The following is a 24,883-nucleotide window of genomic DNA, read 5'->3' as shown; positions in this document are numbered from 1 at the left end:
ACCCGGGAACGTTCGTCACCAGTCCTCACGCCGGTGGTGGATGATGTGCGGGTGTCTGTTGATGTTGCCGCGCTGGCTCGGGAGCGATTGGCGTTCGACTCGTTGCGGCCGGGGCAGGAGGAGTCGGTCCGGGCGGTGCTCGACGGGAAGGACACGCTCGCCGTTCTTGCCACCGGGACCGGGAAGACCGCGATCTACCAGTTGGCGGGGCTCGCGCTGGGTGGAGTAACGATCGTGGTGAGCCCGTTGGTGGCGCTCCAGCGCGATCAACTGCGGGCGTTGTCGGAGCATCCCGCGGGTGTCGAGGTCGCCGAGTTGAATGCGAGCGACTCGGCCGGTCGCCGGACAGCCCGCGACATGCTGTCCAACGACCGGCCCGGATTCGTGCTCCTGTCGCCGGAGCAGCTCACGCATCCCGACGTACTCGACCTGCTGGCCGCGTCCCGGCCGCGGCTCGTGGCCGTCGACGAGGCCCACCTCGTGAGCGAGTGGGGCCAGGACTTCCGCCCCGACTACTTGCGGCTCTCCGCCGCCATCCGCGCGATGCAGCGGCCCCCGGTCCTCGCGTTGACCGCGACTGCTGCCCCGCCGGTGCGCAAGGAGATCATCCACCGGCTGGAGATGCGCGACCCGGCCGTGGTGGTCGGCGGTTTCGATCGGCCGAACCTCAATCTCGCGGTGTTCACCTTCGCCGACGACGAGACCAAGAACCGCCGGCTGCTCAGCCATGTCCGGTCATCGCGCGGACCAGGCATCGTGTACGTCGCCACCCATCGGCACGCGGAGGACGTGGCGCACGAGTTGGCGATCGCGGGCGTCCCGGCGCAGGCGTACCACGCGGGTCTGTCGGCCAAGCAACGTCGCGAGGTGCAGGACAGTTTCCTCTCCGACCACTGCCGGGTCGTCGTCGCCACGATCGCCTTCGGGATGGGCATCGACAAGCCGGGCATCCGCTGGGTCAGCCATGCCGAGGCACCGGGCTCGATCGACGCGTACTACCAGGAGATCGGGCGTGCCGGCCGCGACGGCGAACCGGCCGACATCGAACTCTTCTACCGCCACGCCGACCTCGGCCTCAACCGGTTCTTCGCCTCGGGAGGGGTCACCGACGCGGACCTCCTCGCCGTCGCCACGGCGATCGACGAGCACCGCCCGGCGGACATCCCCGAACTGGCCGCCGCGAGCGGCCTCAGTCCGGCCCGGGTCGAACGCGCCCTCGGCCGGCTGACGGATGCCCGGATGGTTGCCGTCAGCCACCGTTTCCACCTGGCCGCCCGAGTCGACGTCGACCGGGCCGTCGCCGCCGCGTCGGCAGTCGAGCACGATCGCCGCGAGGCCGCCCGTTCCCGCGTCGAGATGATGGCGGCGTACGTGGAGTACGGCGGCTGTCGTCGTGAATGGCTGCTCAGCTATTTCGGCGAGCGGTACGACGGCCCGTGCGGTAACTGCGACAACGACCTCGCCGGCCGCACTGCAACCCCAGCCGCCGACCAACCCTTCCCGGTCGGCAGCAGAGTGATCCACCCCACCTTCGGTCCCGGCCAGGTCGAGCACTACACCGGCAATGCGATGACAGTCCTCTTCGACCGAGTCGGCTACAAAGAACTCCGGACCGCCTTCATGATCCACAACCACTTACTCAAACCCGAGTCGTGAGCGGCGACGCGGTCCATCCCCCGCAGGGGTAGGGATGGACCTGCGCCGGCATCAGCGGATGAGCTGCGGTGTCGGAAGGTTGCCGCAGCCCCCGGAGTTGTGGTCAGGAGTGACGGTCACGGTCTGGCCGAGATCGTTGTAGCCGGTCGCGGCCTGCCAGGTGCCGGTGTTGGCCAGTTGGATCGCGTACGCCGAGTTGTAGGTCTGGGTGGAGCCCGGCAGCCGATCCTGCGACTGCAGTCGGGGCGCCGGGTCGGCGAGGTTGAGCAGCAGGCGGTACTTGCCGGGCACGGCCGGTGCACAGACCTGCTTGTCGAGCGTCGTGGTTGCGCCGGCCGGCCAGCGACGGGGGTCGGCAGGCAGGTTGACGCGGTAGCTGTGCTTGTCACCCTGGAAGATCAACTGGACCTGCCGCGGGTTGTACGGCGCCGCCCACCCGTCGTTGCGGATCTTCAGGCCGACGTCGACGGCGCCGCCCGGCCGGGTGGTGCTCGTGACCGTGCTCTGCTGAAGGGCGAACCGGTAGCCGAGCCGTTGCTTGGCGATCGTGATGTTGTCACCCCAGCTCGCCAGCACGTCCGGGTGGTAGTCGGTGTTCAGGAAGGAGAAGTGCAGCCTGGCCATCTCCGCCGACGCCGAGTCCCAGTCGGACCGCGGCGAGTTCACTGCGCAGGTCTCACCGCCCTCGGGCACATACTTGGTGTCCTGGGCAACGAATTCCTTGTCGAGCTCGATCGGGTCACTGAGGTAGGTCCCGAAGTCGTCCGGACTGGCGAGGAAGCAGTCGTTGTGATGACCGACCCGCGCCACCGGCGACCCGTCGTACGCCTGCTCGGCGGTGAGACCGCCTTCTGCCCCAGTCGGTACGCCGAGCATTCGCTGCTTCATGTACGGCGTCCGCACCTGGATCATCCGGTCCGTCGGGAGGGCCTTCAGCAGGGCCATGATCACCGCGCGACGGTCCGCCCAGTTCTGGTCCGAGACCTGGCTCGGGTCCTGCGGGTCGGCGAAGTAGTCGGTGTAGTACCCCTCACCCCACAGCCCGACGAAGCCGGCCTGGACGACCGCGATCACGTCGGCGTTCTCCCGGAGGATCGGCGTCAGTTGGGCGATGTGCTTCTGGACCCGCGCCAGCGGTGCGTCGCCGTACGGGATGGTCGGCGGCCAGCCGGGCGGCTGGGCGTACGCGAAGCGGACGATGGCTTTGATGCCGGCCGCGCGGATCGTCCGGAAGTCGGCTCGGACCAGGTCGAGGTACGCCTTGTCGAGCGTGTCCTGGCCGGCGAACTTCTCCAGGTAGAACACCCGGAGGATCTGGGTGACGTTCTCCTGCGTCCGGAAGTTGCGCAGCGTTGTCACGTTGAGTGGCACGTAGCCCGAGCCGTCGGCGCGGTAGTGCGTCTCGGTGTGGTGGTAGAAGCCGCGCTCCTGGTTGGAGATCACGGCATCGGTCGACGCATAGTCGCGGGTCGTGACCGGCCCGGTTCCGTGGGCCGCGGCGGCGGCCTGTGGCGCGAAGACCAGACTGACGAGGGCGATGATCGTGACGAACCGTCTCATGGGCGGGGCCTCCCTGACGCATCCTGCGACCTGGGAATAATCATGGAGTCCAGGAAAACTATGTCAAGAGCTCGGCGCGGTCAGATCGCCGAGACGGACAGTTTCCCGTCGTACCGGGTGGCCTCGACCTGCTCGAGCGCGAGCCGGACGGCACCGAGCGCGACTCCCTCGGCTCCGAACTCCGACACCCTGATCTCGGGGGTTCGCAGACACCAGCGGTCGAGCTCGCGACGCAGAGGTTCGACCAGTACGTCGGCCGACCGGGAGAAGCCGCCGCCGATCACGACGAGCTCCGGATCGAGGGTGAGAACCAGCGCCGATGCGCCGACCGCGATGTCGCGAACGTACCCGCGGACAGCCCGGATCGCCGTCCGGTCCCCGTCCCGGGCGGCGAGGAACACCTCTTCCACATCGTCGCCACCACCCAGCCAGTCGTACAGGTGCTGCGGAGCCCTCAGCCAACCGGCCGCCGGCAACGCGCCGATCTCCCCCGCGGCGTTGCCGAACCCTCGGTGCAGCTTGCCGTCGATGATCAGACCGGCACCGGTGCGGAGGCCGGCGAGCAGGAACACGACGTTCCCGGCGTACCGGGCGACACCACGCCAGGACTCCGCGAGTGCGGCCAGCTTGCAGTCGTTCTCGACTCGGACGGGTCCGGGGACGAGTCGGCGAAAGTGCGCGGCCAGGTCGACACCGGTCCACTCCGGCACGGAGTCGGACAGCATCACCTTGCCGGTGCCGTCGACGAGTCCGGTGGAGGCGACTCCGGTCGACCAGATCCGATCGGGGGTCACGCCGGCTCCGGCGAGGGTGGTGGTGACGCAGTCGTCGAGCATTGCCAGGCGTTCCCGGCGTCCGATCCGCGGGCTGACCGCGACACGGGTCTGGTTCAGCACCACGCCCTCGAGATCGGTGACCATGGCAAGGATCTTGTGGCCGCCGATGTCGACGCCGAGGATCCGGCCCGCGTCGGCGCGGAAGCGGTAGCGACGGGCGGGCCGGCCGACGGTGCCTACAGTCGGGGCCAACTCGGCCACCCAGCCACGCGCCAGCAGTTCGCGGGCGACATCCTCGGTCGAGGCCCTGGACAGGCCGGTCCGCTTCGCCAGCTCGGTCAGCGTCAACGGCTTCTCGTCGCGCAGGATTCGCAGCACGCTCAGTGCGTTGAGCTGCCGCAGCCGGGACAGATCGCCACCGCTCGGCTCATCGGTCATCGCGACCCCCGGAGTTCGGATGGACTCCCTGATAACTATATGCATTCCAGCGACGGGTAGCGTCGGACCACCCGGACTGGAGGTATGAGCCTGTGACGAGTGCCGAGGGTCGCCTGGTGTGCATCGGCGATCTGGTTGAGGACGTTGTGGTCTGGTCGGAGGGGACGCTGCGGACCGGGACGGACAACTCGGCGCGGATCCGGCGCGGGCGAGGTGGTGGGGCGTCGAACGTCGCTGTGTTCGCGAGCAGCCTCGGTACGCCGGTCCGGTTCATCGGCCGGGTTGGGGACGACGCCGTCGGCGAGGCACTCGTGCGGGAACTGGCGACGGTCGGCGTTGACGCCAAGGTGCAGCAACAGGGCCGAACGGGCACGATCGTCATCCTCGTGGATGCTGGCGGAGAGCGAACGATGTTCCCCGATCGAGGTGCCGCGGCCGAGCTGGCCGACGTTCCGGACTCCTGGATCTCCGGTGCCGCGGCGGTCCATCTCTCGGCGTACTCGCTGACTGGACTGTCCTTGCCTGTCCTCCGTCAAGCCGCGGAGATCGCTCGGGCCGAGAGCGCGATCCTCACGATCGATGCGTCGTCGGTCGCTCTCATCGACTCGATCGGACGGGACACCTTCCGCTCGCTGGTCGGAGCGCTCCAGCCCACGTACATCTTTGCCAACGGCATCGAAGCCGACCTCGGCTCCCTGCGAGAGCTCGCCGGTTCCGGTACGACGGTTGTGGTCAAGAACGGCGTGGAGCCCACCGAGGTGCATGCCGGCGGCAACAAATCGGCCACCGTCCGGGTGCCGGCGATCGACGAAGTACGCGACACGACCGGAGCCGGGGATGCGTTCGCGGCGGGCTTCCTGTCCGCGGTGCTCACTCACGCCGAGGTCGTCGACGCGGTGGAAGCCGGTCACCGGCTCGCCCGGCGGGTTCTCACCGAACCCGGCGCCACCTTGACCACAGAGGGAGTTGTTCGTGACTGACAATGGCAGGGTGCAGACCCTCCAGCCCATCGTGGCCGACGACGTAGCGCAGGCTCTCGACGAGGGACGCGCGGTCGTCGCGCTCGAATCGACCATCTTCTCGAACCTCGGGCTGCCGGCCCCTGCGAACGCCGAGGCCCTCGAACTCTGCAAGCGAGCGGTCCTCGACGAAGGCGCCACACCGGCGGTGACCGCGATCCTCGACGGCCGGCCACACGTCGGGCTCTCGTCGGACGAGGAGAAGCGTGTGCTGCAGGGCACGCGGAAGGTCGCCGAGCGCGATCTGGCCGTGGCGCAAGCACAAGGATGGGATGTCGGGGTCACCACAGTCTCGGCGACGGTCACGCTGGCGCACGCGGCGGGCATCTCGGTGTTCGCCACCGGCGGCATCGGTGGTGTGCACCGCGGATCCGAACTCAGCGGGGACGTCTCGGCCGACCTCGACGCCATCGCCAACCACCCGGTCATCACCGTGTGCGCCGGAGCCAAGGCGTTCCTCGACCTGCCGCGAACCCTCGAGTACCTCGAGACCGTCGGCGTCCCGGTCCTGGGCTGGCAGCACGACTGGTTCCCGGCGTTCTACACCCGGTCGAGTGGACTGCCGGTTCCGCACCGGGTCGACGACGAGCGGGTGGTCTGCGACGTACTGCGCTTCCGCTCGCGGCCCAATACCGGCGTTCTGCTGACCGTCCCGATTCCCGTCGAGGACGAGATCCCGGAGTCACGGATCACCGACGTACTCGCCGCGGCTCTGGCGGCAAGTGCGAGCGCAGGAGTCACCGGGCCGGCCGTCACGCCGTACGTCCTGGAGCGCATCGAGAAGGAGACGGACGGCGAGAGCATTCCGGCGAACCTCGCCCTGGCCCGAAACAACGCGGGCGTCGCCGCCCGGGTAGCCGTCACCCTCGCTTCGCTCGGTCAGTAGTTCGGACAGTAGTGAGGACCGTTCGGGCGAGGCCTTCCGCGTCCAGGCCGTAGGAGTGCAGGAGGTCCTTGCGGGAACTGGCGGGGACGAAGTCGGCCGGCAGGGTCAGGCTGTGCAGTTGGGTGGTGGCGCCGGCTTGGCGTAGTTCTCTGGCCAACGCGTCGCCGAAGCTGCCCGACGGTGCGTTGTCCTCGATGGTGAACACGGTCCGGAAGCGTCCGGCGGCTTGCACCAGCGCTGGGTCGAGCGGTTGCAACCAGCGCGGGTCGGCAACAACCACCGGTACGCCGTGTCGCCGCAACTCGTCAGCCGCGTCGACCGCGGCCTCCGCGAGCGGTCCGACGGACAGCAGCAGGATTTGGGCATCCGGCTCGGCGCGCAGTACGGACGCACTCCCCCAGCGTCCGACCGAGGCCAAGGTCCGTCCGCTGTCGCCTCGCGGAAAGCGCAGTACGGTCGGTCCGTCGTCACACGCGACGCACTCCCGCAGCAGGACGCGCAACTGGTCCGGATCACGCGGAGCCGCGACCCGGGCGCCCGGCACCAACCCGAAGAGACCAACGTCCCACATTCCGTGATGCGACGGCCCGTCCGGACCGGTGATGCCTGCGCGGTCGAGGACGAAGGTGACTGGAGCGTGGTGCAGTGCCGTGTCCATCAGCACCTGATCGAAGGCGCGATTGAGGAACGTCGAGTAGATCGCCACGACCGGGTGCATGCCCGCACCCGCTAGCCCGGCCGCCGATACCACCGCATGCTGCTCGGCGATACCGACGTCGAAGATACGGTCGGGGAACTCCACAGCGAACGGATGCAAGCCTGTCGGCCGCAGCATCGCCGCGGTGATCGCGACGACGTCCGGCCGCTGTCGGCCGATCTCGAGCATGACGTCGCCGAACACACTCGTCCAGGACGGACCTGACGCCGCGGATGATGCGGCCGGCGAGACAGTGTGCATCCGATCCGCCTCGTCCTCCTCGGCGGCTCGATAACCCTTGCCCTTGGTCGTCACGCAGTGCACCACGACCGGGCGACGCAGTACGGCGGCCGCCCGTAGCGCGCCTTCCATCGCTGCGAGATCATGTCCATCCACGGGCCCGACGTACGCGAAGCCGAGATCCTCGAAAAGGTTGCCGCGGGCCACATTGTCGCGCAGTTGGTGCAAGTGCCGTGGCAGGTACCCGGCCGTGGGTTCGTAGGAACGCCCGTTGTCGTTCAGCACCACGACGACCGGCCGGCTCGGTGCGGCGGCGAGGTTGTTCAAGGCCTCCCAGCACATGCCGCCGGTGAGGGCACCGTCGCCGACGATCGCGACGACGCGCCGATCATGGTTCTCGGCCAACTCGAACGCCTTCGCGATGCCGTCTGCGTGCCCAAGCGCCGTGGACGCATGGGAGTTCTCCACCAGGTCGTGCGTACTCTCGAGCCGGTTGGGATAGCCCGAGAGTCCACCGGACTGCCGCAGTGTGCCGAACGAATCCCACCGGCCCGTGAGCATCTTGTGCACGTAGGCCTGGTGCCCGGTGTCCCAGACGATCGCGTCGGTGGGTGACTGGAAGACCCGGTGCACCGCGATCGTCAGTTCGACGACACCGAGATTCGGTCCGAGGTGTCCGCCGGTGCGACAGACCTGCCGGATCAGCTCCGCACGGATCTCCTCGGCCAGCGTGGGCAGGGCGTCGGCCGGCAAGCCGCGCAGGTCCTCGGGACCACGCAGACCGGGGAGGAACCGCGCCGCCGCGTCGGCGCCGAGCACTGTGCTCATCGAAGCCACCCCGCGCAGCCGGACATCGTCATGCCCCGACTGCTGCGCGCAGGGACTGTCGCAGCGACCCCATTGTGGCAACGACTGCGGTCGGCTCGTAGCCGCAGTGCGCCATGCAGTTGGCGCAGCGCGGATCCTTTCCACGCCCGTACGAGTCCCAGTCCGTGTCGTCGAGCAGTTCCCGGTACGTCGCGACGTACCCGTCGTCCATCAGGTAGCACGGCCGCTGCCAGCCCTTCAGCGAGTAGAGCGGGATCGCCCACGCCGTACAGTCGAAATCGACCTTGCCTTCGAGGAAGTCGAGGAACAGCGGCGAGTGGTTGAGCCGCCACTTCTTCCGCCGCCCGTCGGCGAACGCCTTGCGGAACAGCTGCCGGGTCTCCTCCGGACCGAGCCAGTGCTCCTGGTCGGGCGCCTTCTCGTAGGCGAACCCCGGCGAGATCTGCATGTTGTCGATGCCGAGGTCGTCGTTCAGATAGTCCAGTACGTCGATGACGTCCTGCGGACTGTCGGTGTCGAAGAACGTGGTGTTCGTCATCACCCGGAAGCCGGCCTCCTGCGCCTGCTTGATCGCCGCGACCGCCTCGTCGAAGACGCCGTCCTTGCAGACCGACTGGTCGTGCCGCTCGCGGAGGCCGTCGATGTGCACCATCCAGGCGAAGTTCTTGTGCGGCGTGAACTTGTGCAGATGCTTGGGCATCAGTACGGCGTTCGTGCAGAGGAAGACGATCTTGTTGCGCGCCAGCAGTTGCCGGACGATCTCGTCGATCTCCTTGTGCATCAGCGGCTCGCCGCCGGCGATCGAGACCATCGGTGCGCCACACTCCTCGACCGCGGCCACCGCCTGCTCGACCGGCATCCGCTTCTTCAGCCAGTCGTGCGTCTGCTGGATCTTGCCGCAACCGGCGCACTTCAGGTTGCAGGCGTACAGCGGCTCGAGCTCCAGCAAGATCGGGAACTTCTCCCGCCGGAGCAGCTTCTGCTTCATCAAGTACCCGCCCAGACGGACGGACTGCCGCAGCGGCATGCTCACTGCTGGGTCACCTCTTTCGGTAGTGAGAACCGGACGTCTTCGGTGACCGCCCCGCTCTCGGTCACGGTCACGGACCCGAGTCCGGACAGACTGCGGACCAGATCGTCGACAAGGGCCGGCGGCGCCGAGGCGCCCGCCGAGATACCGATCCGCGCCACGCCGGCCAGCCAGTCCAGCCGCACCTCCGCGGCGTCCTCGACGAGTACGGCGCGGGTGCCTTCAACTTCTGCGACCTCGGCGAGCCGCTGGGAGTTGGAGGAGTTCTGCGATCCGATCACGATCACCAGGTCCGAGCGGCGGGCGATCTCGCGGACTGCCGCCTGACGGTTGCTGGTGGCGTAGCAGATGTCGTCCTTGCGCGGACCGGCGAGAGCAGGGAATCTGCGCCGCAGCACGGCCGCGGTCTCGGCCGCCTCCTCGACCGCGAGCGTCGTCTGCATCGCGTAGGCGACCCGGCCGGGATCAGGAACCTGTACCGTCTCCGCCTCGGCCGGGCCGGGGACGACGATCACGTTGCCCGGAGCCTCACCCGTCGTACCGACGACTTCCTCGTGGTCGGGATGGCCGATCAACAGCACGGTGTTGTCGCGTACGGCGTACCTGCGGACCTCGTGGTGCACCTTCGAAACGAGCGGGCAGGTGGCGTCGACCACCCGCAACCGCCGCTCGGCGGCCTGCGTACGCACGGCCGGCGCGACTCCGTGGGCGGCGAGGACCACCACGCTGCCCTCGGGGATCTCGTCGACCTCCTCCACGAAGACGGCGCCCCGTTGCTCCAGATCGCGGACCACATGGAGATTGTGGACAATCTGACGACGTACGTAGACGGGTGAGCCGAACCGCTCCAGCGCGCGCTCGACGATCTCGATCGCTCGTTCGACACCGGCGCAGAACGACCGCGGGGCGGCGAGCAACAACTCCCGGTCGCCGGTTGCGGCGGCCCACGCATCCAGGACGGGTGCCGCCCGCCGCAGCGAGGCGAGCGCCTTGATCCCACGCAGCGGCATTCCGGCGCGCGCCAGCGGTCGCTCGACGTTGTCGACAATCGCACGGACGACAATGCACCGGCCCTCGTCTCCCGCGATCAGAGCAGACTCGGTGTCGACGGCGATCGCACCGGATGCGGCCAGCGCTCTGCGCTCGTCGGCGGAGTCGACGACGTGGTCGGTGGTGACCAGCGGCCCGGTGTGCACCCTCAACCCGGCGCGGCGAAGTTCGCCCGCGACCAGGTCGGCTGCGTGGCTCGGCACGGTCCGGTCGTCGCGGCGGATCTCGGTCGCCACGACGAGGTCGCCGGGAGCGATCCGATCGGTCAGTGCACCACCGACCCCGGCGACGAGCACTGGATCGTCGCGGATCGTGCCAGTTGCCCGCCCGGTGCGGATCAGCGGCGCGGTGAGCTTGTCGCGCAGCGTGAGCCACTCGACGTACAGGGGCGTGCAGACCGTTCCCGAGGTCATCGTGAGACCGCCCCCTCCTGATGCGGACGGTCTCTGCCGAGGTAGCGACCGAGCGCCCAGATCGGGAACACCAGCCGGTACAGGTGGTAGCCGATGTAGAAGTCGCCAGGGAAACCAGTCCCGGTGTAGCGGTGTTCGTCCCAGCCGCCGTCGGGTCGCTGAGTGTCGACGAGGTAGCCGACGCCCCGGCGTACCGTCTCGTCCTGTTCATCGGCCGCCAGCAGGGCGAGCAGGGCCCACGCCGTCTGCGACGGCGTCGAGTCACCACGGCCTATCCAGCTGGGATCGACGTACGAGCGCAGATCCTCACCCCAGCCGCCGTCGGGATTCTGATGGTCCGCCAGCCAGCTCACGGCACGGCGGATGACCGGGTCATCGGTGGACGTGCCGGCTGCGATCAGTGCCGGTACGACGGCTCCGGTGCCGTAGACGTGGTTCGTGCCCCAGCGGCCGAACCAGGACCCGTCCGCCTCCTGGGAATCGAGCAGCCAGCGCACTCCGCGACGGCACTCGTCGGTGCCGGTCCTGCCCTCGGCCGCGAGCATCTCCACGACATGAGCCGTGACGTCGGCCGACGGCGGGTCGATCACCGCACCGAAGTCGCAGAAGGGCAGCCGCAACGGCGTGGTGTCGGTGTTGTCCGCATCGAAGGCGCCCCAGCCACCGTCGGTGGACTGCATGCCTGTCGTCCACTCCACCGCGTCGTCGAGGGCCGCCCGGAGCACCTGCGGCTCCGGATGGACAACCCGGCGTAGAGCGAGCACGATCTCGGCGGTGTCGTCGGTGTCGGGGTAGCCGTCGTTGGCGAACTCGAAAGCCCACCCGCCCGTCGTCAGCGTCGGCCGCCGTACTTGCCAGTCGCCGGGTGCATCGATCTGCTCCTCGAGCAGCCAGTCGGTGGCCTTGAGCACGGCCTGGTCGTCCGGTGCGACGCCCGCATCGAGCAGAGCGCCCACCACCAGCCCGGTGTCCCAGACCGGCGACTGACAGGCCTCCAGCCAGCGCACCGGACCGTCAGCGGTGTCCGCGTGGACCGTGAAGCCCTCAAGCCCGCGCAGGCCGGCGGCCATCACCGGATGATCCGTGGCGTAGCCCATCAGGTGCAGTGCGATCAGCGAGTACACCCACGGCGGCTGGATGCCGCCCCATCCGCCGTCGGCCTCCTGCCGAGCGACGATCCACTCGACCGAACGTCGCATCGCCAGCCGACGGATCCCACCGAGGGGGCCGCGAGGTCCCCAGCGCGTGTAGGCGTTCAGTACGACGTCCAGCCGTTGGAAACCACCGTCGAGGGTCCACGGCGGAGCCTTGCGCGCGGTCGGCGTACCGGCGCGAAGTTGGTCGACGCTGAAGTCGACTGGCCGGACCGGACGCAACGCGCTGACGATCGTCAGCGGCACGATCGTCTGCCGTGCCCAGCAGGCCCAGTTGTAGACGTTCAAGGGTGCCCAGCTGGGCAGGAAGATCAGCTCCGGCGGCAGGTCGGGGCAGTCGTCCCACTCCCACAGGCCGAACAGTGCGAGCCACAGATGCGTGAAGACGCGCGCCTTCTCGACTCCACCCGCACCGCGGATGAACTCCGCGGCCTCGGCCATGTACGGCTCGGCAGGGTCGTTGCCGGCCATCCGCAGCGCCACCCACGCCTCGACTGTGGTCGACAGGTCACCAGGCCCACCAGGGAACGTCGCCCACGTCCCATCGTCGCGTTGCTGGGACCGGATCCACCGCGCCGTCTCCGCGTCGGTCCTCGGGGTCGCCACGCCGAGGAATCGCCGCAGCATCAGATCCTCGGCATCCATGGTCACGTTGGTGGCGAGATCTCCCTTCCACCAGCCGTCCTCGTGCTGCAGGGACCGCAGGTACTCCACCGCCGCGTCCAGACAGTTCTCAGCGCGGACGTCGGACTTCTCGTCCTGAGCGAGCCGTTCGGCCGTCACAGCTGTCGCTCCGCCACGAACTGCGCCAGGTGATCGAGCTGGTCCCGGTTGGCCGGTGCGACGCCCGCGGCGTCGAGTGCCTTGCCGGCCTTGCGAACCCGCTCGTCCGCCTCGGCCGAGGCCCATTCGCGACCACCGGCGCGTTCGATCAGTACGGCGGCGTGCCGCAGGCTGTCCTCCGTCGGTGTCGCCGGGTCCGCGAACCAGTCCGCGAGCTCACGACCGGCCGCACCGCCGTACTCGAGCGACCACACCACCGGCAGCGTCTTCTTGTGCGCGCGCAGATCCGAGAAGACCGGCTTGCCTGTGCGCTCCGGGGCTCCCCAGACGCCGAGGAGGTCATCGACGAGCTGGAACGCCAGCCCCAACTCCCACCCGTAGGTCCGGAACGCGTCGGACGTCACCTCGTCGGCACCGGCCAGGATTGCGCCCAGTTGCGCCGACGCCCCCAGCAGTGCGCCCGTCTTGCCGCCGGCCATGTCAAGGCACTCGGCCAGCCCGACATCGTCGCGCCGTTCGAACGCGACGTCGAGGACCTGCCCGCGGATCAACTCCCGGGTGGCGACGGCGAGCGCACGTCCGGCGCGACGCGCGGGCGGGGCCTCGCACTCGGCCAGTACCTCGTCGGCCAGGCAGGCGAGCGCGTCACCGACCAGGACCGCCGTAGCGTCACCCCAGATCGCCCAGACCGTACGCCGGTGCCGTCGCTGCGTGTCCCGGTCCATCAGGTCGTCGTGGATCAGCGAGAAGTTGTGCACCAGCTCGACCGCAACGCCGCCTGGCACCCCCGGCCCGGGCGACCCGCAGACCGCCTCGGCCACGAGCAGGACAAGGCCAGGCCGGATCGCCTTGCCGGAGCTGACGCTGGTCGGCGTCCCCTCCTCGTCGCACCAGCCGAGGTGGTACGACGCGACGAGCCGGGTGTGGTCGTCGAGACGAGCCACGGCCTCACGCAGTTGGGGTTCGACCAGGTCCCGGCTGCGGGCGAGAAGCTCCAGGACGTTGCTCTCCGCCGGCATGGTCGAGGGCTCGACCGCCGTCACGACAACACGTCCTCGGACGGCAGCGATGGGCGAAGGGGCGTCCGCAGTACCGAGGCAGCGGCCGACTCTCCGCTGCGTACGGCGCCCTCCATGGTGGCCGGCCAACCGGTGGCCGTCCACGCACCGGCAAGGTGCAGGCCCGGACGTGCTGTGGTCGCGTTGGGCCGGAATCGACCGGAACCCGGTGCCGGCCGGAAGGTGGCATGTCGCTCTCGGGTCACGAAGAACTCCTTCACACGTGCGTCTGCAGCCGCGGGCAGCAGCTGCCGGAGGGCGGGCACCAGCACCTCGCGCAGCTCGGCAACTGGCATGTCGATGAAGTCATCCGCGGCTGAGAGCGAGATCGCGAGGTACTGCTCGCTGTCGGCGTGGCTTGCGAGGCTCTGCGGCGTACGGTCGAAGACCCACTGCAGCGGGCTGTCCACCGCGGCGACGAACGGGTCGTCGAGAGCGACCCGGTCGAGAACCACGTGTGCGTTGACGATGGGTGAGCTGCCCAGCGCGTCTGCCCACCCGGTCGGCAGATCGACCGCGTCCTCGGGAAGCAGCCGCTCGGCCTCCGAAGGCGGCACCGCGAGTACGACGTCGTCGTACCTGTCGGCATCGATCTGCCAGCCGCCTTCCACATCGTCGAGCGACTTCACCCGCGCATGCAGGCGGACCTCGACACCTGCGGTGGCGAGCGCCCGAGCGGCGGCATCGCCATGCAATTGCTGCAGCGGAACGAGCGGCCAACCGATGTCGGCGGCATCGCTCTGCTCGAGCAGACCGACCTGGAAGACAGTGGCCGCGACCGCGAGCGAGGCATCGACGGCGCGTGCGTTCAGGGTGGCGACGCCGATGAGCTCCCAGAGCGCCTCCACTGCGCGCGCGTCCTGCCCATGTGCGGCCAGCCACGCACCGAACGACTGGGCGTCAGTGGCCAGGTCCTCCCGGTCCACCCGGCCCAGCGCCAGCGCGGCACGCACCGCCTGGACCCGTTCCGACATGCTGAGCCAGCGGTACGTCGCCAAGGCCGGCCCGAGGTGCAGCGGCGCCGGCATCTTGGTACGCCGGATCCGCCCAACACCAGCGTGCCGGCCGCTGCGTACCGGTACGTCGAGACGCGGCTGCAGGTGTACGTGGTCGCGAACACCGAGCCGATCGAGCAGCCCGAGGTACGACGTACAGCAGCGGAGGAAGACATGCTGGCCGTTGTCGATCCACCGGCCGTCGCGCTCGAACGAGTGGGTCAGCCCACCGAGCTTCGGTCGGGCCTCCAGCAGCTGCACCTCACGGCCGGCGTCGGCGAGCGCGAGAGCGGTGGTGATGCCGGCGAGGCCGCCCCCGACGACAGCCACCCGACTCATGACCGTGCTCCCGCCAGTGACGCGAGTGCGACCTGCGCCTTCTCCCCCGCCGACAGCGACAGCCGGCGGTCGTACACGAGCACCGGGTTGGCCGCGATCCGTCGCAGCAGGTGGTGGTAGATGCCCGACATGGCTCGGCAGGACGCGCCGCTTCGCCAGTCCAGGTACGGCAGCAGCCGCCAGCCCAGCGAGTACCAGTCCTGGGCCCGTCCGGCGGCGAAGCGGATGTACGCGGCCAGGCGGCCTTGCGGATCGTCCAGATTGCCCCGCGCGTCGAAGGTCAGCCGGACTCCGAAGCGCTTGAGCTCGTCGGCGGGCAGGTAGATCCGGTCGTTGCCGAGGTCCTCGCGGATGTCGCGCAGGATGTTGGTCTGCTGCAGCGCGATGCCGAGCTGGTCGGCGTACAGCGACAGGGTGTCGAGGTCGGCATCGGCTTCGGTCGGGCCGAAGATCGACAGGCAGAGCCGGCCGACCGATCCGGCGACGCGACGGCAGTAGACGACGAGCTCGTCGAAGTCGGCGATGCGGACCTGCGACAGGTCGGTCTCGACTCCGTCGACGAGCTCCTCGAAGGCCCCGATGGGCACCGGGAACCGGCGTACGGCGTCGGCAACGGCCACGTAGACGGGCTCGTGCAGGTCGTCGAGGCGCCCGAGGTTCTTCCGGATCCGATGCAGTGCCGTTCGCTTGTCCTCCAGCGGCAGGTCACCGTCGCCAATGTCGTCGATTCGCCGCGCCAGGGCATACAGCGCACACAGCGCGTTGCGCTTCTGCGGGGGCAGCAGCCGGATGCCGTAGTAGAAGTTACGGGCTTCGGTCCGGGTGATCTCCGCACAGGCGACGTACGCATCCAGGACCGTGGGGCTCCCCGTCATCGTCATCGAGCAACCGCCCCGGCGATCAGTCGTAAGGCTCGGGCGGCGGTATCCAGCCTGGACGGACGAGCAGACCGGGCCAGGACGTCGCCATCGGTACGCCGCAGCGCGCGGACCGTGGACTGACCCCCGGCGACGAATCCCGCCACGCTCACCCGAGCCCATCCGTCGAGCCTGGTCACGATCGCGGCCCCCTCCTCGAGCAGCGCGGCGGCGCGCTCGATCTCGAAGTTCATCAGCGCTCTCAGTTGCGGTGTCGCCACGCGGTTGTCCAGGTCGGCCTCGGCGACGGCGTACGTCTGGAGATCCTGCTGCGGCAGGTAGATCCGGCCGGCCCGCCGGTCCTCGGCCACGTCCTGCCAGTGCTCCAGCAGTTGCAGCGCGGTGCAGACCCGGTCGGACAGCCGCTCGGTCTCAGCGTCGTGTACGTCGAAGACACCGAGCACCATGCGGCCGACCGGATCGGCCGACAGCCGGCAGTAGCCCTCCAGTTCCGCAAAGGTCTGGTAGCGCGAGACTGTCTGGTCCTGCAGGTTGGCCTGCACCAGCTGGTGGAAGGGTTCGGCGGTCAGGGCGTGGTCGAGGACGATCGGGCGTAACCGGCGCAGTACAGGGTGATCGGGCTCGGTGCCGGCCCAAATGTGGTCCAGGTCGGCCGCGAAGGCGCGCAGCGCAGCCGTCCGGTCTCCCGCCCAGCTGTCACCCAGCTCGTCGACGGTCCGGGCGAACCCGTAGACGGCGTGCAGCGCCCCCCGATGCCGCGCAGGAAGCAACCTCAGCGCCACCGGGAAATTCTCGCCCTGCTCCCTCCTGCTCAGTGCCTGATCATGGGCTTGTTCATCCACCCGGTCCGATGGGACCCTCTGCACTCCTTCAGGATGCACGTTCCCATGATGGGAAGCGGTTTCGTGCCAACTCTGCCCCACTGGACCACATTCGTCCGGCAAGAATTTGTCACGGGGATACAGTTACCCGTGGGATGACGTATCCGTAGGACACCTGTCTCGCCGGCGTTCGGCAAGGAACGCGTGGGAGTCTTCACATGACCGTCGCCACATTCGACCGTGCCCGCCTCGAGGAGGCCTTGCTCGAGGGGCTGCCTGGCCTGCTCTCCGAGGTTCGCGACCGGCTCGCGGAGCACTGGCCGGACTACGCCGCGTTCCTCGATGCCGAGCGCGACGCGGTCGTAGAACCCGCAGCCCTGTTCGTGCATCGGCTGCTCGACATGTCGATCGCCGACCTGTCCAGCCCGGAGCGGGCCAGCCTTGATCGTGCCGACGAGACGGTACGCCTGGTCTTCGAAGAGATCGGTCGCCGGCAGCAACAGGTCGGCAACGACCTCACCCGGCTGCTCACCGCCTTCCAGCTCGGTGCCCGGATCGCCTGGCGGCACGTCGCCGCGACCGCCCTGCGACTGGAGTTCGCACCGGACAACCTGGCCGCGCTGGCCGACTCGGTCTTTGTCTTCGTCAACCAACTCTCGTTCTCGGCCGCCAACGGCTACGTGCAGGAGCAACTCGACGACGCGCTCGCCCGCGAGCGCCGCCGGGAGGAGCTCGCCAACCTGCTGCTGTCCGGCCGGTCCAGCACCGAGGCGATCCGGGCTGCGGCGTTGCAGGCGGCGTGGCGGATCCCGGAGACGGCCGCGGTGGTGATCTACATCGACGGCGACCACGAGCTCGCCCGCACGATGGTCAGCCGGCTCGAGCCGGGAGCACTCCCGATCCGTCGCAACGGCGTGGTCTTCGGCGCGATCATCCCGGAACCGTCCGGCCCCGGCCGCCGCCTCCAGCTGAGCCGGGAGCTCACCGGCCTCGGCGCCGTGGTCGGCAACCCGGTGCCACTGGCGGAGCTGCCCCGCAGTCTCGAGATCGCCCGGATCGCGGCCCGCCTGCGCAAGACGGGAGTGCTCACCGACGACCCGGTGTTCGCCGACGAGCACCTCGATGCCTTGATCGTCTGGCGTGACGAGTCACTGGTGGCCGCGCTGCGCGAGGAGATGCTGGCTCCGCTGCAGGGCGAGACCGAGGCCGCCCGAGCGCGGCTCACCGAGACGCTCGCCAGTTGGCTGCGGCAGTTCGGGGACCGGCACGCGATCGCCGAGGAGCTGCGGATTCACCCGCAGACCGTGCGGTATCGCATGGCGCGGCTCCGGGCCCTGTTCGGCGACCGCCTTGACGACCCGGAATCACGCGCTCGGCTCTTCCTCGCCCTCGAGTGGCCGGCTCCCTGAGACCGGCACGGGACTGCTCTCCCGCAGCCGCGCCAACGTGGCGTCGAGGTGCCTGGCCACCGCCGCGGCGTCGAGCAGTTGCGGATCGGTCGCCAGCCCGATGCCCAGTACTCCGTTCCAGCTCAGCGCGCCGACAGCGAGCGGAGTCTCCGGCACCAACGGCAGGATCGGGTACGTCGGTCCCGTGCCGACCCCTGCGAATGTCAGCGCGACAGTCGGCCCCGGCATGTTGGACACAACCGCGTGCAGGAAGCGCGGCCCGTAGACGGTCCGTGCGAACCATCGGGCGAACGGCTCAGGGACGAGCCGCAAGCCAGTGGCCATGACGAAGCGGGACGCCATCGCCCGGGTGGGCCGACGGAGCCGCCGGGTGCGTGTGGCCACCTCCACGAGCAGGTCGTCGAACGGCCGGCCATCGACCGGTACGTCGACGATCACCGCAGCCGTCGCGTTCCCCTCCGCCGCGCTGTCGGGCGTGCGCACCATCGTCGTCACGGAGAACCGCATCCGGCCGTCCACCGCTCGTGCGAGTTCGGGTGCCACGGCGTACACCGCATCGGCGAGCAGAGCGATCACGACGTCGGTCACGCGCACTCCGCGAGCGGCAGCGGTACGACGTACCACTTCGAGCTCGACGTCGGCGACGCCGAACCCGCGCCGCGCTGAACTCGGTGGCAGTGACGCGGCGGTGCCGTCGGTGGCCAGTTGCGCGAGTCCCACGGCCACTGCGGCGGCGCGTCGGAGCCGGCTGGGAGCGCGTCCGGGCGGTACGGGGAGCGTGGCTCGGGGCTCGAACAGACTGAGGGCCTGCAGCACCGTTCCGATGCCGTCGGCGATCGAATGGTGGACGAGCACGACCAGAGCGTCGGCGCCGCACAGCCCGACGTCGCGAACGATCGCCACCCGCCACATCGGCCGGTCCCGAGGCATCGGGTTCTCGGCGAGCTCCCCGAGGATCCGCATCAGTCCGGCCTTCCCGTCCGGGGAGTGGATCTCGGTGACGTGCCAGTCCAGATCGACGTACTCGGCCTCGATCCAGCGCGGCCGTCGCCACCGTGACGTCGGAGCGAGGCACTGGTGCATGCGCGGCAACCGGGCGAATCCGTCGCGGACCAGCGCCCGTACGTCGTCGATCGACGGACGGCCCTCAGTCGGCTCCAGCATCACCAGGCCGCCGACGTGCTGCGCGGCCCCCGTGCTCTCGATGTGGAGGAAGAACGCGTCGCTGGACGGTACGACGGTGCCCGGTGTCTCGTGCAGCCACGTGGCGATCCTCACGATGAACACGGTAATCCCGACGTGGACCGCGCTGCTGCGGACGGCGCCAGCCGACCCAAGCGAGCGTCGCCAGGGGTGCCGGCTCCTTACTCACCGACGCGCCTACCCCGGTCGGGAGATCACCTGCTCGCCGAATCGGGCTGCCAGCCGCCGGTAGAGGCCCGGGGTCAGTGCCCGTAGGGCGGGAGCCACGCGGAGCCAACCGGGGATCCACACCTCGGCGCGGTCACGCGCGATGGCGCCGACGAGCGCCTTTGCGACGTCGGCGGCGGGGACTGGACGCGGGCGGCGGCGATCGTAGGGCCTGCCGCGGGCGGCGAAGAAGCCGGTGTCCACGACGCCTGGAATCGTCAGGCTCACGGCTACGCCGGTGCCTAGCAGCTCCGGCCGCAGGCTCTCGGCAAACACGTCGAGCGCAGCTTTGGTTGCGGCGTACACGGCCTCACCGGCGACACCGGTGCGCCCGGCGATCGAGCCCACGAGCGCGACGTGGCCGGTCCCGCGATCGAGCATCGGCGGTAGGAGGCGGCGTACGAGCTGAAGAGGCGCCACAAGATCGAGCATGACCAGGCGGTCGATCTCGGCGGCGGTCATCTCTGCGAACGGGCCTGACCAGCCTTGCCCGGCGTTCGCCACGACGATGTCGATGTGGCCGTGGACGTCGAGGGCGGCGTCGGCCAGCTTGGTCGCCGCGCCGGGCACAGCGAGATCACCGAGGATTGCCACTCCCCCCGTCCGATTGGCGACTGCCTCGGTCCGCTGCTCATCCCGGCCCTGCACGATCACCCGGGCGCCCGCTTCGGCCAGCTGCTCCGCAACCGCCGCACCGATCCCCGCGGACCCACCAGTCACCAGCGCGACCCTCCCATCAAGTCGCATCCACACCTCCTCCCCTCCATTCCAGCACGAGTCGCCGACGAGAAGCCCTCAGGACAGCGTCGCGACTGCCCGCTGACGGGTTGTTTGCCCGATGACCGGCTAGATGCCGCCAGCGATCGCATAACCCGCCAGCGGGTCAGCCGACGACCTCCGCGACGGTCTCAAGGATGATGGTGCGTGCTTGTCACTTGAGCTTGAAGGTTAGTTCTCGCCAGAGGTTGTCTTTGGTGGTGATTCCGACGCGTTTGTTTGCTTGGGTGTCGGCTCGGACCACGGTGTGTTTGTGGTCGGCCAGGGCGGTCATCAGTTCCTTCTTCGGGATGGTGTCCTCCCAGCGTTTCACCAACCCCCACGGCAACATCGCAGCGGCGCCGTCGTGCCAGACCTCCTCCACGAACGCCTTCGGGGTGGCGTTGTGGGAGCCGTGGTGACCGATCTTGTAGAAGGCCGCGTCCGCGAGCAGAGCCTTCTTCCGCGGGTCGTTCAGCACGTGTTGCCAGGCGCCGTACTGCGCGTCTCCCGGGAACAGGAAGTGCGTGCCGGCGACGTCGAGTACCAGGAACAGGCTGGTGTTGTTGACGGCACGTTCCAGGATCGACGCCGCACCGAGCAGGCCGATGTCGTTGCTGAGCTTGTCCAGTTGCAAGGACTTCGCGGCTTCCTGCAGATCAGGCCGCACCCGACTGGGATCCCGCAGCGCGTAGACCTGTTCGAACAGCGGGTACGGCGAGGTCGCGACCGAACCGTCGATCGGCTCATCGAGGTTGAGCTGGAGCCAGCCGACACTGGCCGGCGGGTCCATCACCTTCAGGTCCTTGGGGTCGCGTGACGGCCCGAGCGCGTGGATCGTCACCCCGTCGACACCGATCTCGATCTTGTTCTTGACCTCATCCAGGTTCGGCAGATAGCGCACGGTGTGGTCGTTCTTGAATCGCTGGCCGTTCCGTCCGACCAGCCGGTCGGTCGCGTCCGCGTTCCCGAACGAGTTGAGCGCGAAGCTGCGCGCCGCCGCGACCGCTGCCGGCCACTGACCCGGATCCACACCGAGAGTCCGTCGTTCGATCATGCCCAGCAGTTGACGTGCGGTCGCAGCCTGCTTGCTGCGCAAGGCGAGGGCATCCGGGTCGTCCGCGTCCTCCACGAACGGCAGCCACACCTCGTCCACGGTGACCTGTTCCCAATCAGACAAAGCGAATCCGGAGATGTGGTCGGCATGATGATGGGTCGCTACCACGACATCCAGATGCGGCTCGCCGTTCGCACTCTCGGCGGTGAGGTCCGCGATGATCGCCTGGACCGACTCCCGGATCGGCCTGGCCTGTCCCTGGTTGTGTACGCCGCAGTCGACGAGCATCCGCCAGATCGCGCGGCCCCGTCGTACGGTCACCACGAAGGCGTCGCCGAAGCCGACGTTGTACATCCGCACCGTCACGGTCGATTGCGCCCGGGCCATCAGATCCCCCGATCCGCGTTCATGATCTCCGCGTGAATCGCGGCGAAGGTCAGGCGTTCGACGGACGGCTGGTCGGTCCATTCGCTCAACGCGTCTACGATGTCCAGCTGCTCGCCCCACCCTGTCATCGCCGCGAGCCGCCGTACGCCGGCGTCGTGGTGGTCACGCCCAGGATGGTCCAGCGGCAGCTTGGCGATCGCGGCCGCGTCCTTGAACGGCAGCGGTTTGGCGATCATGTGCTCGATCCGGCCGTCAACGCCGGCGATCAGAACCGTGCCGGCCCGCATCTTCGGTCTGGTGTCGTACGGCAGTTCCTGATCCTCCAGCTCGGGCCGCCGCTGGGTGAGCTGGATCGCCACCTCCGGCCGGGGCTGACCGTCGGCTGCCTGCCGGTACGCCACATGGATGCCGGTCAGCGCGATCCGCAGTTCGGGGTCCGGGTCGAGACCGATCTCCACGGCATGGAGGCGGGCCCAGCGGCTGAGCGTCTGGAACAGGACCTCGCCAGGGTCGCCCAGCTCGCTTTCGTCGGGATCGCTCCCGAGCGGAGCCTTCACCTGCAACGCGCCGGGCTTTCCTCCCGGGTCCAGGTCCATCGCCGCGAGCAGGATCAGGTTCCGAAGGTCGACCGGAGCCTCGGGGTCGTTCAGATCCAGCGCCTCGCGGTTGTTCGGGTCCACCTCGGCACCCTTCGGCCACGCCAGCGCCGGCGGCCATTCGAGCGCCACGTCGCTCAGCGAAGCGACCTGCTCGGGATAGATCCCCCGCCGGCGCATGGCCTCGACCAGATTGCCGCGCAGGTTGATGGCGTCGTCCGGATACAGCGCACGATCCGCCGTGACAATCGCCCGTACGACGTCGCCGAAGCAGACATCGACCACCGGTAGGTAGTCCATCGCGCGGACGACCATGCCGAGCAACCGGTCGGCGTTCTTCACGGCTTCGTCGGCGACCCGCTCGACCAGATCAGGATGCAACTCGCCGGCCGGCAGGATGCCCGTTCCACCGGTGGCGATCCGGATCAGATCTCCGATGGACCTCTTGTAGCTGTCGAGGTAGGCATCGAAGACAGCCGCGACGAAGCACGCACCGCGCTCATGCGGTTCCGTGGCCGAGAGGAACCGCTGCGGCGTCGGTTCGGTGCCGATCGCCGAGCGGAGCGCCGCTCCACGTCCTGTCGACTCGCCGAACTCGCGGGCCAACTGGAGCAGGCCGCTGTTCTTGCGGAGATCGCTCGACGTCGTTGCGACCGCCTCGCAGACGACATCGCGGTGGACGAAATGCTGGAACAACGCGACCAGATCCGCGAAGGCCTCGTGCCAGGCGAACACGTCCGGATTCGTCGGCTCGGCGTAGTACTGGCGCAGCCTGTGCAGGATCGCGTGCGTCACCTCGTGGGCGACGATGTCGGTCGACAGGCAAGTGAAGATGACCTGTCCGGGCAGGTTCGGCCCGGGGTCACGCCGATCGGCCTGGTAGTAACCGAAGAGCACGGCGCGCCGTTTCGGGTCGAAGAAGGCGTTGCGCCCCTCGAACGCGTGCGGCACAAGCCGAAGCTTCTGGCTCGACCGCCACCGGAACCGGCGTCCGACAAAGCGCTCGACCCGTTCGATCACGCTGGTCGCCACCGCGTAGACGATCTGCTGATGGGCCCTCGGGTCCCCTTCGGCCGGCCGCAGTCCGTCCTGCGCGAGAACAGCCGGATCGTTGAGGTCCAGCGGTTCGTACCACACATCCCGGGTCGCGTCGTAGTCGACGACCTGGACCAGGCTGCCGTCCGGACCCGGCAACAGATCGGCCTCGAACGGTACGTCGAGTCCCAGGAATCGACCGGACAGCCTTGTCGACATCGGGTCGAACGCGAAGGTTCTCAACTGCCGCCGGTCGGGTGGCCTGATCGTCGGATTGTTCGGCGCCACCGGCGCCACCGGCGCCGTGTCGCCGGTGGTCGTCATCACTTCGTGAGTGGATTGTCGGGATAAGGCAACGTCCCATCACCGGGGGGCTTCCCGAGGTGGGCGCGCAGACCGGTGTCGCAGATGACGTATCCCCAGTTGATCAACTGTTCCTGGACGTCGTCGTCCATCGCGTTCAGCCGCGTCGGGATCCCCGCAAGCCTCGCCGCAACAGCGGGATCCGACGGCAGCGGGTCGGCCAGCGGGAAGTCGTCCACATGGCTGCGGATGCCGACGTACATGCCGGGGCGCTTGTTGCGGAAGGCATCGATGACCTGACGTTTGCGCAGCGACCTGACCTGGTTGTCGATGACCTTGAGAACGCGGATCGTGTGCCGGGCCCAGTCCACCGGCGGGTCTGCGACCGCACCGAGGTGACCGCCCGCGTCGCTGACCAGGACCGTCTCGTACCGCTTCCAGGCCGTCTCCAGCCCGAGGTTGTCGTACACACCACCGTCGCTCAGGCGGATCTCGTTGCGGAACTCCGGCGTCGTCAGGTCATTGCCCGGTTGCGTGATCCATTCCTCCCGGTCGAGGTCGACCGTGCAGGGCGAAAGGATCGGCGGGAACGCCGACGAGGCCGCCACTGCGACAGCCAGCGGCACCTCCGGGTTGTTGATGCGACCGACTCGATAGTCGGCCAGATACTGCTTGCTGAATCGCATCAGTACGCCGGACTCCACGTTCGTCGCGTTGATCACGAACGTCGGCTTGTCCGGAAGACCCTGCAGCGTCGTCTGGCCGAACAAGTGCTTGCGCAGCGCACGGACGACCCGGTCGGCCACCGATGTGAACGGGAGCCCGATCCCGGTGAGCACGGCCGGAAGGTCCACATGCGTGCTGGCCATCGCACGAATCGGATCGACGACCTGATACACGAACTGCTTGGCCACGCCGGCCTGATCGAACTGCAGGTCGTTCCAATTCATCCCGAGTACGCCGGCCGTGATCGAACCGCCGGACACACTCGAGACACGCTTCAACTCAGGCAGCATCCCGGCCTCGTTGAGACGCCACAGAACACCGACGTGGAACACCATCGCCCGATAGCCACCGCCCGACAGGCACAAGGCGATCCCCGGCTGAGGCTTCCGGGCTGCATCACCAGGAATGCGCCGTACCGGTTCACCAGAAACGTGCACCTCATCCGGTGCCGACGCAGGACCCGCGGCCATCTCGCTCATCGGCCCGCCCCGGTCAATTCCCCGCAACTGTCCGACCCGCCCACGGGCACGCCGGAAACACGACAGTGCAACATGTTTCCCCCTGAAGATTTCCCCTTACCCAG

General features: G+C 68.8%; 19 protein-coding genes. 4 read left to right on the top strand and 15 right to left on the bottom strand.

Annotated elements, in window-relative coordinates; translation table 11 throughout:
• Positions 1-51 precede the first annotated feature (51 nt).
• A complete protein-coding gene (locus OG817_RS11320) occupies positions 52-1,656 on the top strand; it encodes a RecQ family ATP-dependent DNA helicase (protein ID WP_406053849.1) in 1,605 nt (534 codons plus the stop codon).
• 51 nt (positions 1,657-1,707) lie between these two features.
• Here the strand turns inward: OG817_RS11320 and OG817_RS11315 are convergent, their stop codons facing one another.
• A complete protein-coding gene (locus tag OG817_RS11315; RefSeq protein WP_406053847.1) occupies positions 1,708-3,216 on the bottom strand; it encodes a DUF4832 domain-containing protein in 1,509 nt (502 codons plus the stop codon).
• Between the two features lie 80 nt (positions 3,217-3,296).
• Entirely contained in the window at positions 3,297-4,430 is a 1,134-nt protein-coding gene (locus OG817_RS11310) for an ROK family protein (protein ID WP_406053845.1), read from the bottom strand.
• 92 nt (positions 4,431-4,522) lie between these two features.
• Here OG817_RS11310 and OG817_RS11305 point away from each other — a divergent pair, with 92 nt between their 5' ends.
• Together OG817_RS11305 and OG817_RS11300 are read left to right on the top strand one after the other, a co-directional pair.
• On the top strand, positions 4,523-5,410 hold the full coding sequence (locus OG817_RS11305) for a carbohydrate kinase family protein (protein ID WP_406053842.1): 888 nt from the start codon (positions 4,523-4,525) through the stop codon (positions 5,408-5,410).
• Positions 5,403-6,335, top strand: a complete 933-nt coding sequence (locus OG817_RS11300) for a pseudouridine-5'-phosphate glycosidase (RefSeq protein WP_406053840.1) — start codon at positions 5,403-5,405, stop codon at positions 6,333-6,335. The genes OG817_RS11305 and OG817_RS11300 overlap by 8 nt, the downstream gene beginning before the upstream one ends.
• Here the strand turns inward: OG817_RS11300 and OG817_RS11295 are convergent.
• The 8 genes from OG817_RS11295 to hpnC are packed head-to-tail and all read right to left on the bottom strand — an operon-like array spanning position 6,310 to position 16,642.
• Complete coding sequence (locus OG817_RS11295; protein WP_406053838.1) at positions 6,310-8,100, bottom strand: 1-deoxy-D-xylulose-5-phosphate synthase; 1,791 nt, start codon at positions 8,098-8,100, stop codon at positions 6,310-6,312. The genes OG817_RS11300 and OG817_RS11295 overlap by 26 nt on opposite strands.
• A 28-nt stretch (positions 8,101-8,128) precedes the next feature.
• On the bottom strand, positions 8,129-9,127 hold the full coding sequence (hpnH, locus tag OG817_RS11290; protein WP_360447646.1) for an adenosyl-hopene transferase HpnH: 999 nt from the start codon (positions 9,125-9,127) through the stop codon (positions 8,129-8,131).
• A 2-nt stretch (positions 9,128-9,129) separates the two neighbouring features.
• Positions 9,130-10,593: a 4-hydroxy-3-methylbut-2-enyl diphosphate reductase gene (gene ispH, locus OG817_RS11285; protein ID WP_406053836.1), complete on the bottom strand. Its 1,464-nt coding sequence runs from the start codon at positions 10,591-10,593 to the stop codon at positions 9,130-9,132.
• Positions 10,590-12,530: a squalene--hopene cyclase gene (shc, locus tag OG817_RS11280; RefSeq protein ID WP_406053834.1), complete on the bottom strand. Its 1,941-nt coding sequence runs from the start codon at positions 12,528-12,530 to the stop codon at positions 10,590-10,592. Before shc ends, ispH begins: the two co-directional genes overlap by 4 nt.
• Positions 12,527-13,573: a polyprenyl synthetase family protein gene (locus OG817_RS11275; RefSeq protein ID WP_406053832.1), complete on the bottom strand. Its 1,047-nt coding sequence runs from the start codon at positions 13,571-13,573 to the stop codon at positions 12,527-12,529. The genes shc and OG817_RS11275 overlap by 4 nt, the downstream gene beginning before the upstream one ends.
• A complete protein-coding gene (gene hpnE, locus OG817_RS11270) occupies positions 13,570-14,922 on the bottom strand; it encodes a hydroxysqualene dehydroxylase HpnE (protein ID WP_406053830.1) in 1,353 nt (450 codons plus the stop codon). The genes OG817_RS11275 and hpnE overlap by 4 nt, the downstream gene beginning before the upstream one ends.
• Positions 14,919-15,803, bottom strand: coding sequence for a presqualene diphosphate synthase HpnD (gene hpnD / locus OG817_RS11265; protein WP_406053828.1), 885 nt, complete (start codon positions 15,801-15,803; stop codon positions 14,919-14,921). Before hpnD ends, hpnE begins: the two co-directional genes overlap by 4 nt.
• Complete coding sequence (gene hpnC / locus OG817_RS11260) at positions 15,800-16,642, bottom strand: squalene synthase HpnC (RefSeq protein WP_406053826.1); 843 nt, start codon at positions 16,640-16,642, stop codon at positions 15,800-15,802. The genes hpnD and hpnC overlap by 4 nt, the downstream gene beginning before the upstream one ends.
• Positions 16,643-16,839: 197 nt before the next feature.
• On the opposite strand from hpnC, the gene OG817_RS11255 reads away from it, so the two are divergent.
• Positions 16,840-18,030, top strand: coding sequence for a PucR family transcriptional regulator (locus tag OG817_RS11255; RefSeq protein ID WP_393382707.1), 1,191 nt, complete (start codon positions 16,840-16,842; stop codon positions 18,028-18,030).
• Here the strand turns inward: OG817_RS11255 and OG817_RS11250 are convergent.
• The 5 genes from OG817_RS11250 to OG817_RS11230 form a co-directional block, all read right to left on the bottom strand.
• On the bottom strand, positions 17,986-19,308 hold the full coding sequence (locus tag OG817_RS11250; RefSeq protein ID WP_406053824.1) for a wax ester/triacylglycerol synthase domain-containing protein: 1,323 nt from the start codon (positions 19,306-19,308) through the stop codon (positions 17,986-17,988). The genes OG817_RS11255 and OG817_RS11250 overlap by 45 nt on opposite strands.
• Positions 19,309-19,410: 102 nt before the next feature.
• Complete coding sequence (locus tag OG817_RS11245; protein ID WP_406053823.1) at positions 19,411-20,187, bottom strand: SDR family NAD(P)-dependent oxidoreductase; 777 nt, start codon at positions 20,185-20,187, stop codon at positions 19,411-19,413.
• Between the two features lie 184 nt (positions 20,188-20,371).
• On the bottom strand, positions 20,372-21,640 hold the full coding sequence (locus OG817_RS11240; protein ID WP_406053821.1) for an MBL fold metallo-hydrolase: 1,269 nt from the start codon (positions 21,638-21,640) through the stop codon (positions 20,372-20,374).
• On the bottom strand, positions 21,640-23,598 hold the full coding sequence (locus tag OG817_RS11235; protein ID WP_406053819.1) for a hypothetical protein: 1,959 nt from the start codon (positions 23,596-23,598) through the stop codon (positions 21,640-21,642). Before OG817_RS11235 ends, OG817_RS11240 begins: the two co-directional genes overlap by 1 nt.
• Positions 23,595-24,770: a patatin-like phospholipase family protein gene (locus OG817_RS11230; RefSeq protein WP_406057417.1), complete on the bottom strand. Its 1,176-nt coding sequence runs from the start codon at positions 24,768-24,770 to the stop codon at positions 23,595-23,597. Before OG817_RS11230 ends, OG817_RS11235 begins: the two co-directional genes overlap by 4 nt.
• Positions 24,771-24,883 lie beyond the last annotated feature (113 nt).

It is taken from the genome of Kribbella sp. NBC_00889, assembly GCF_045207705.1.
In the GTDB taxonomy this organism is placed as follows: Bacteria; Actinomycetota; Actinomycetes; order Propionibacteriales; family Kribbellaceae; genus Kribbella.
The sequence above is the reverse complement of the archived record's forward strand: the minus strand, read 5'-3'. Positions and strand labels throughout refer to the sequence as shown.

Coding starts and splice junctions, on each gene's coding strand:
- OG817_RS11310 (WP_406053845.1), bottom strand. CDS start 4,430: ATGACCGATGAGCCGAGCGGTGGCGATCTGTCCCGGCTGCGGCAGCTC.
- hpnE (WP_406053830.1), bottom strand. CDS start 14,922: ATGAGTCGGGTGGCTGTCGTCGGGGGCGGCCTCGCCGGCATCACCACC.
- OG817_RS11245 (WP_406053823.1), bottom strand. CDS start 20,187: ATGCGACTTGATGGGAGGGTCGCGCTGGTGACTGGTGGGTCCGCGGGG.
- OG817_RS11255 (WP_393382707.1), top strand. CDS start 16,840: ATGACCGTCGCCACATTCGACCGTGCCCGCCTCGAGGAGGCCTTGCTC.
- OG817_RS11230 (WP_406057417.1), bottom strand. CDS start 24,770: ATGGCCGCGGGTCCTGCGTCGGCACCGGATGAGGTGCACGTTTCTGGT.
- OG817_RS11315 (WP_406053847.1), bottom strand. CDS start 3,216: ATGAGACGGTTCGTCACGATCATCGCCCTCGTCAGTCTGGTCTTCGCG.
- hpnD (WP_406053828.1), bottom strand. CDS start 15,803: ATGACGATGACGGGGAGCCCCACGGTCCTGGATGCGTACGTCGCCTGT.
- OG817_RS11240 (WP_406053821.1), bottom strand. CDS start 21,640: ATGGCCCGGGCGCAATCGACCGTGACGGTGCGGATGTACAACGTCGGC.
- ispH (WP_406053836.1), bottom strand. CDS start 10,593: ATGACCTCGGGAACGGTCTGCACGCCCCTGTACGTCGAGTGGCTCACG.
- hpnH (WP_360447646.1), bottom strand. CDS start 9,127: ATGCCGCTGCGGCAGTCCGTCCGTCTGGGCGGGTACTTGATGAAGCAG.
- OG817_RS11295 (WP_406053838.1), bottom strand. CDS start 8,100: ATGAGCACAGTGCTCGGCGCCGACGCGGCGGCGCGGTTCCTCCCCGGT.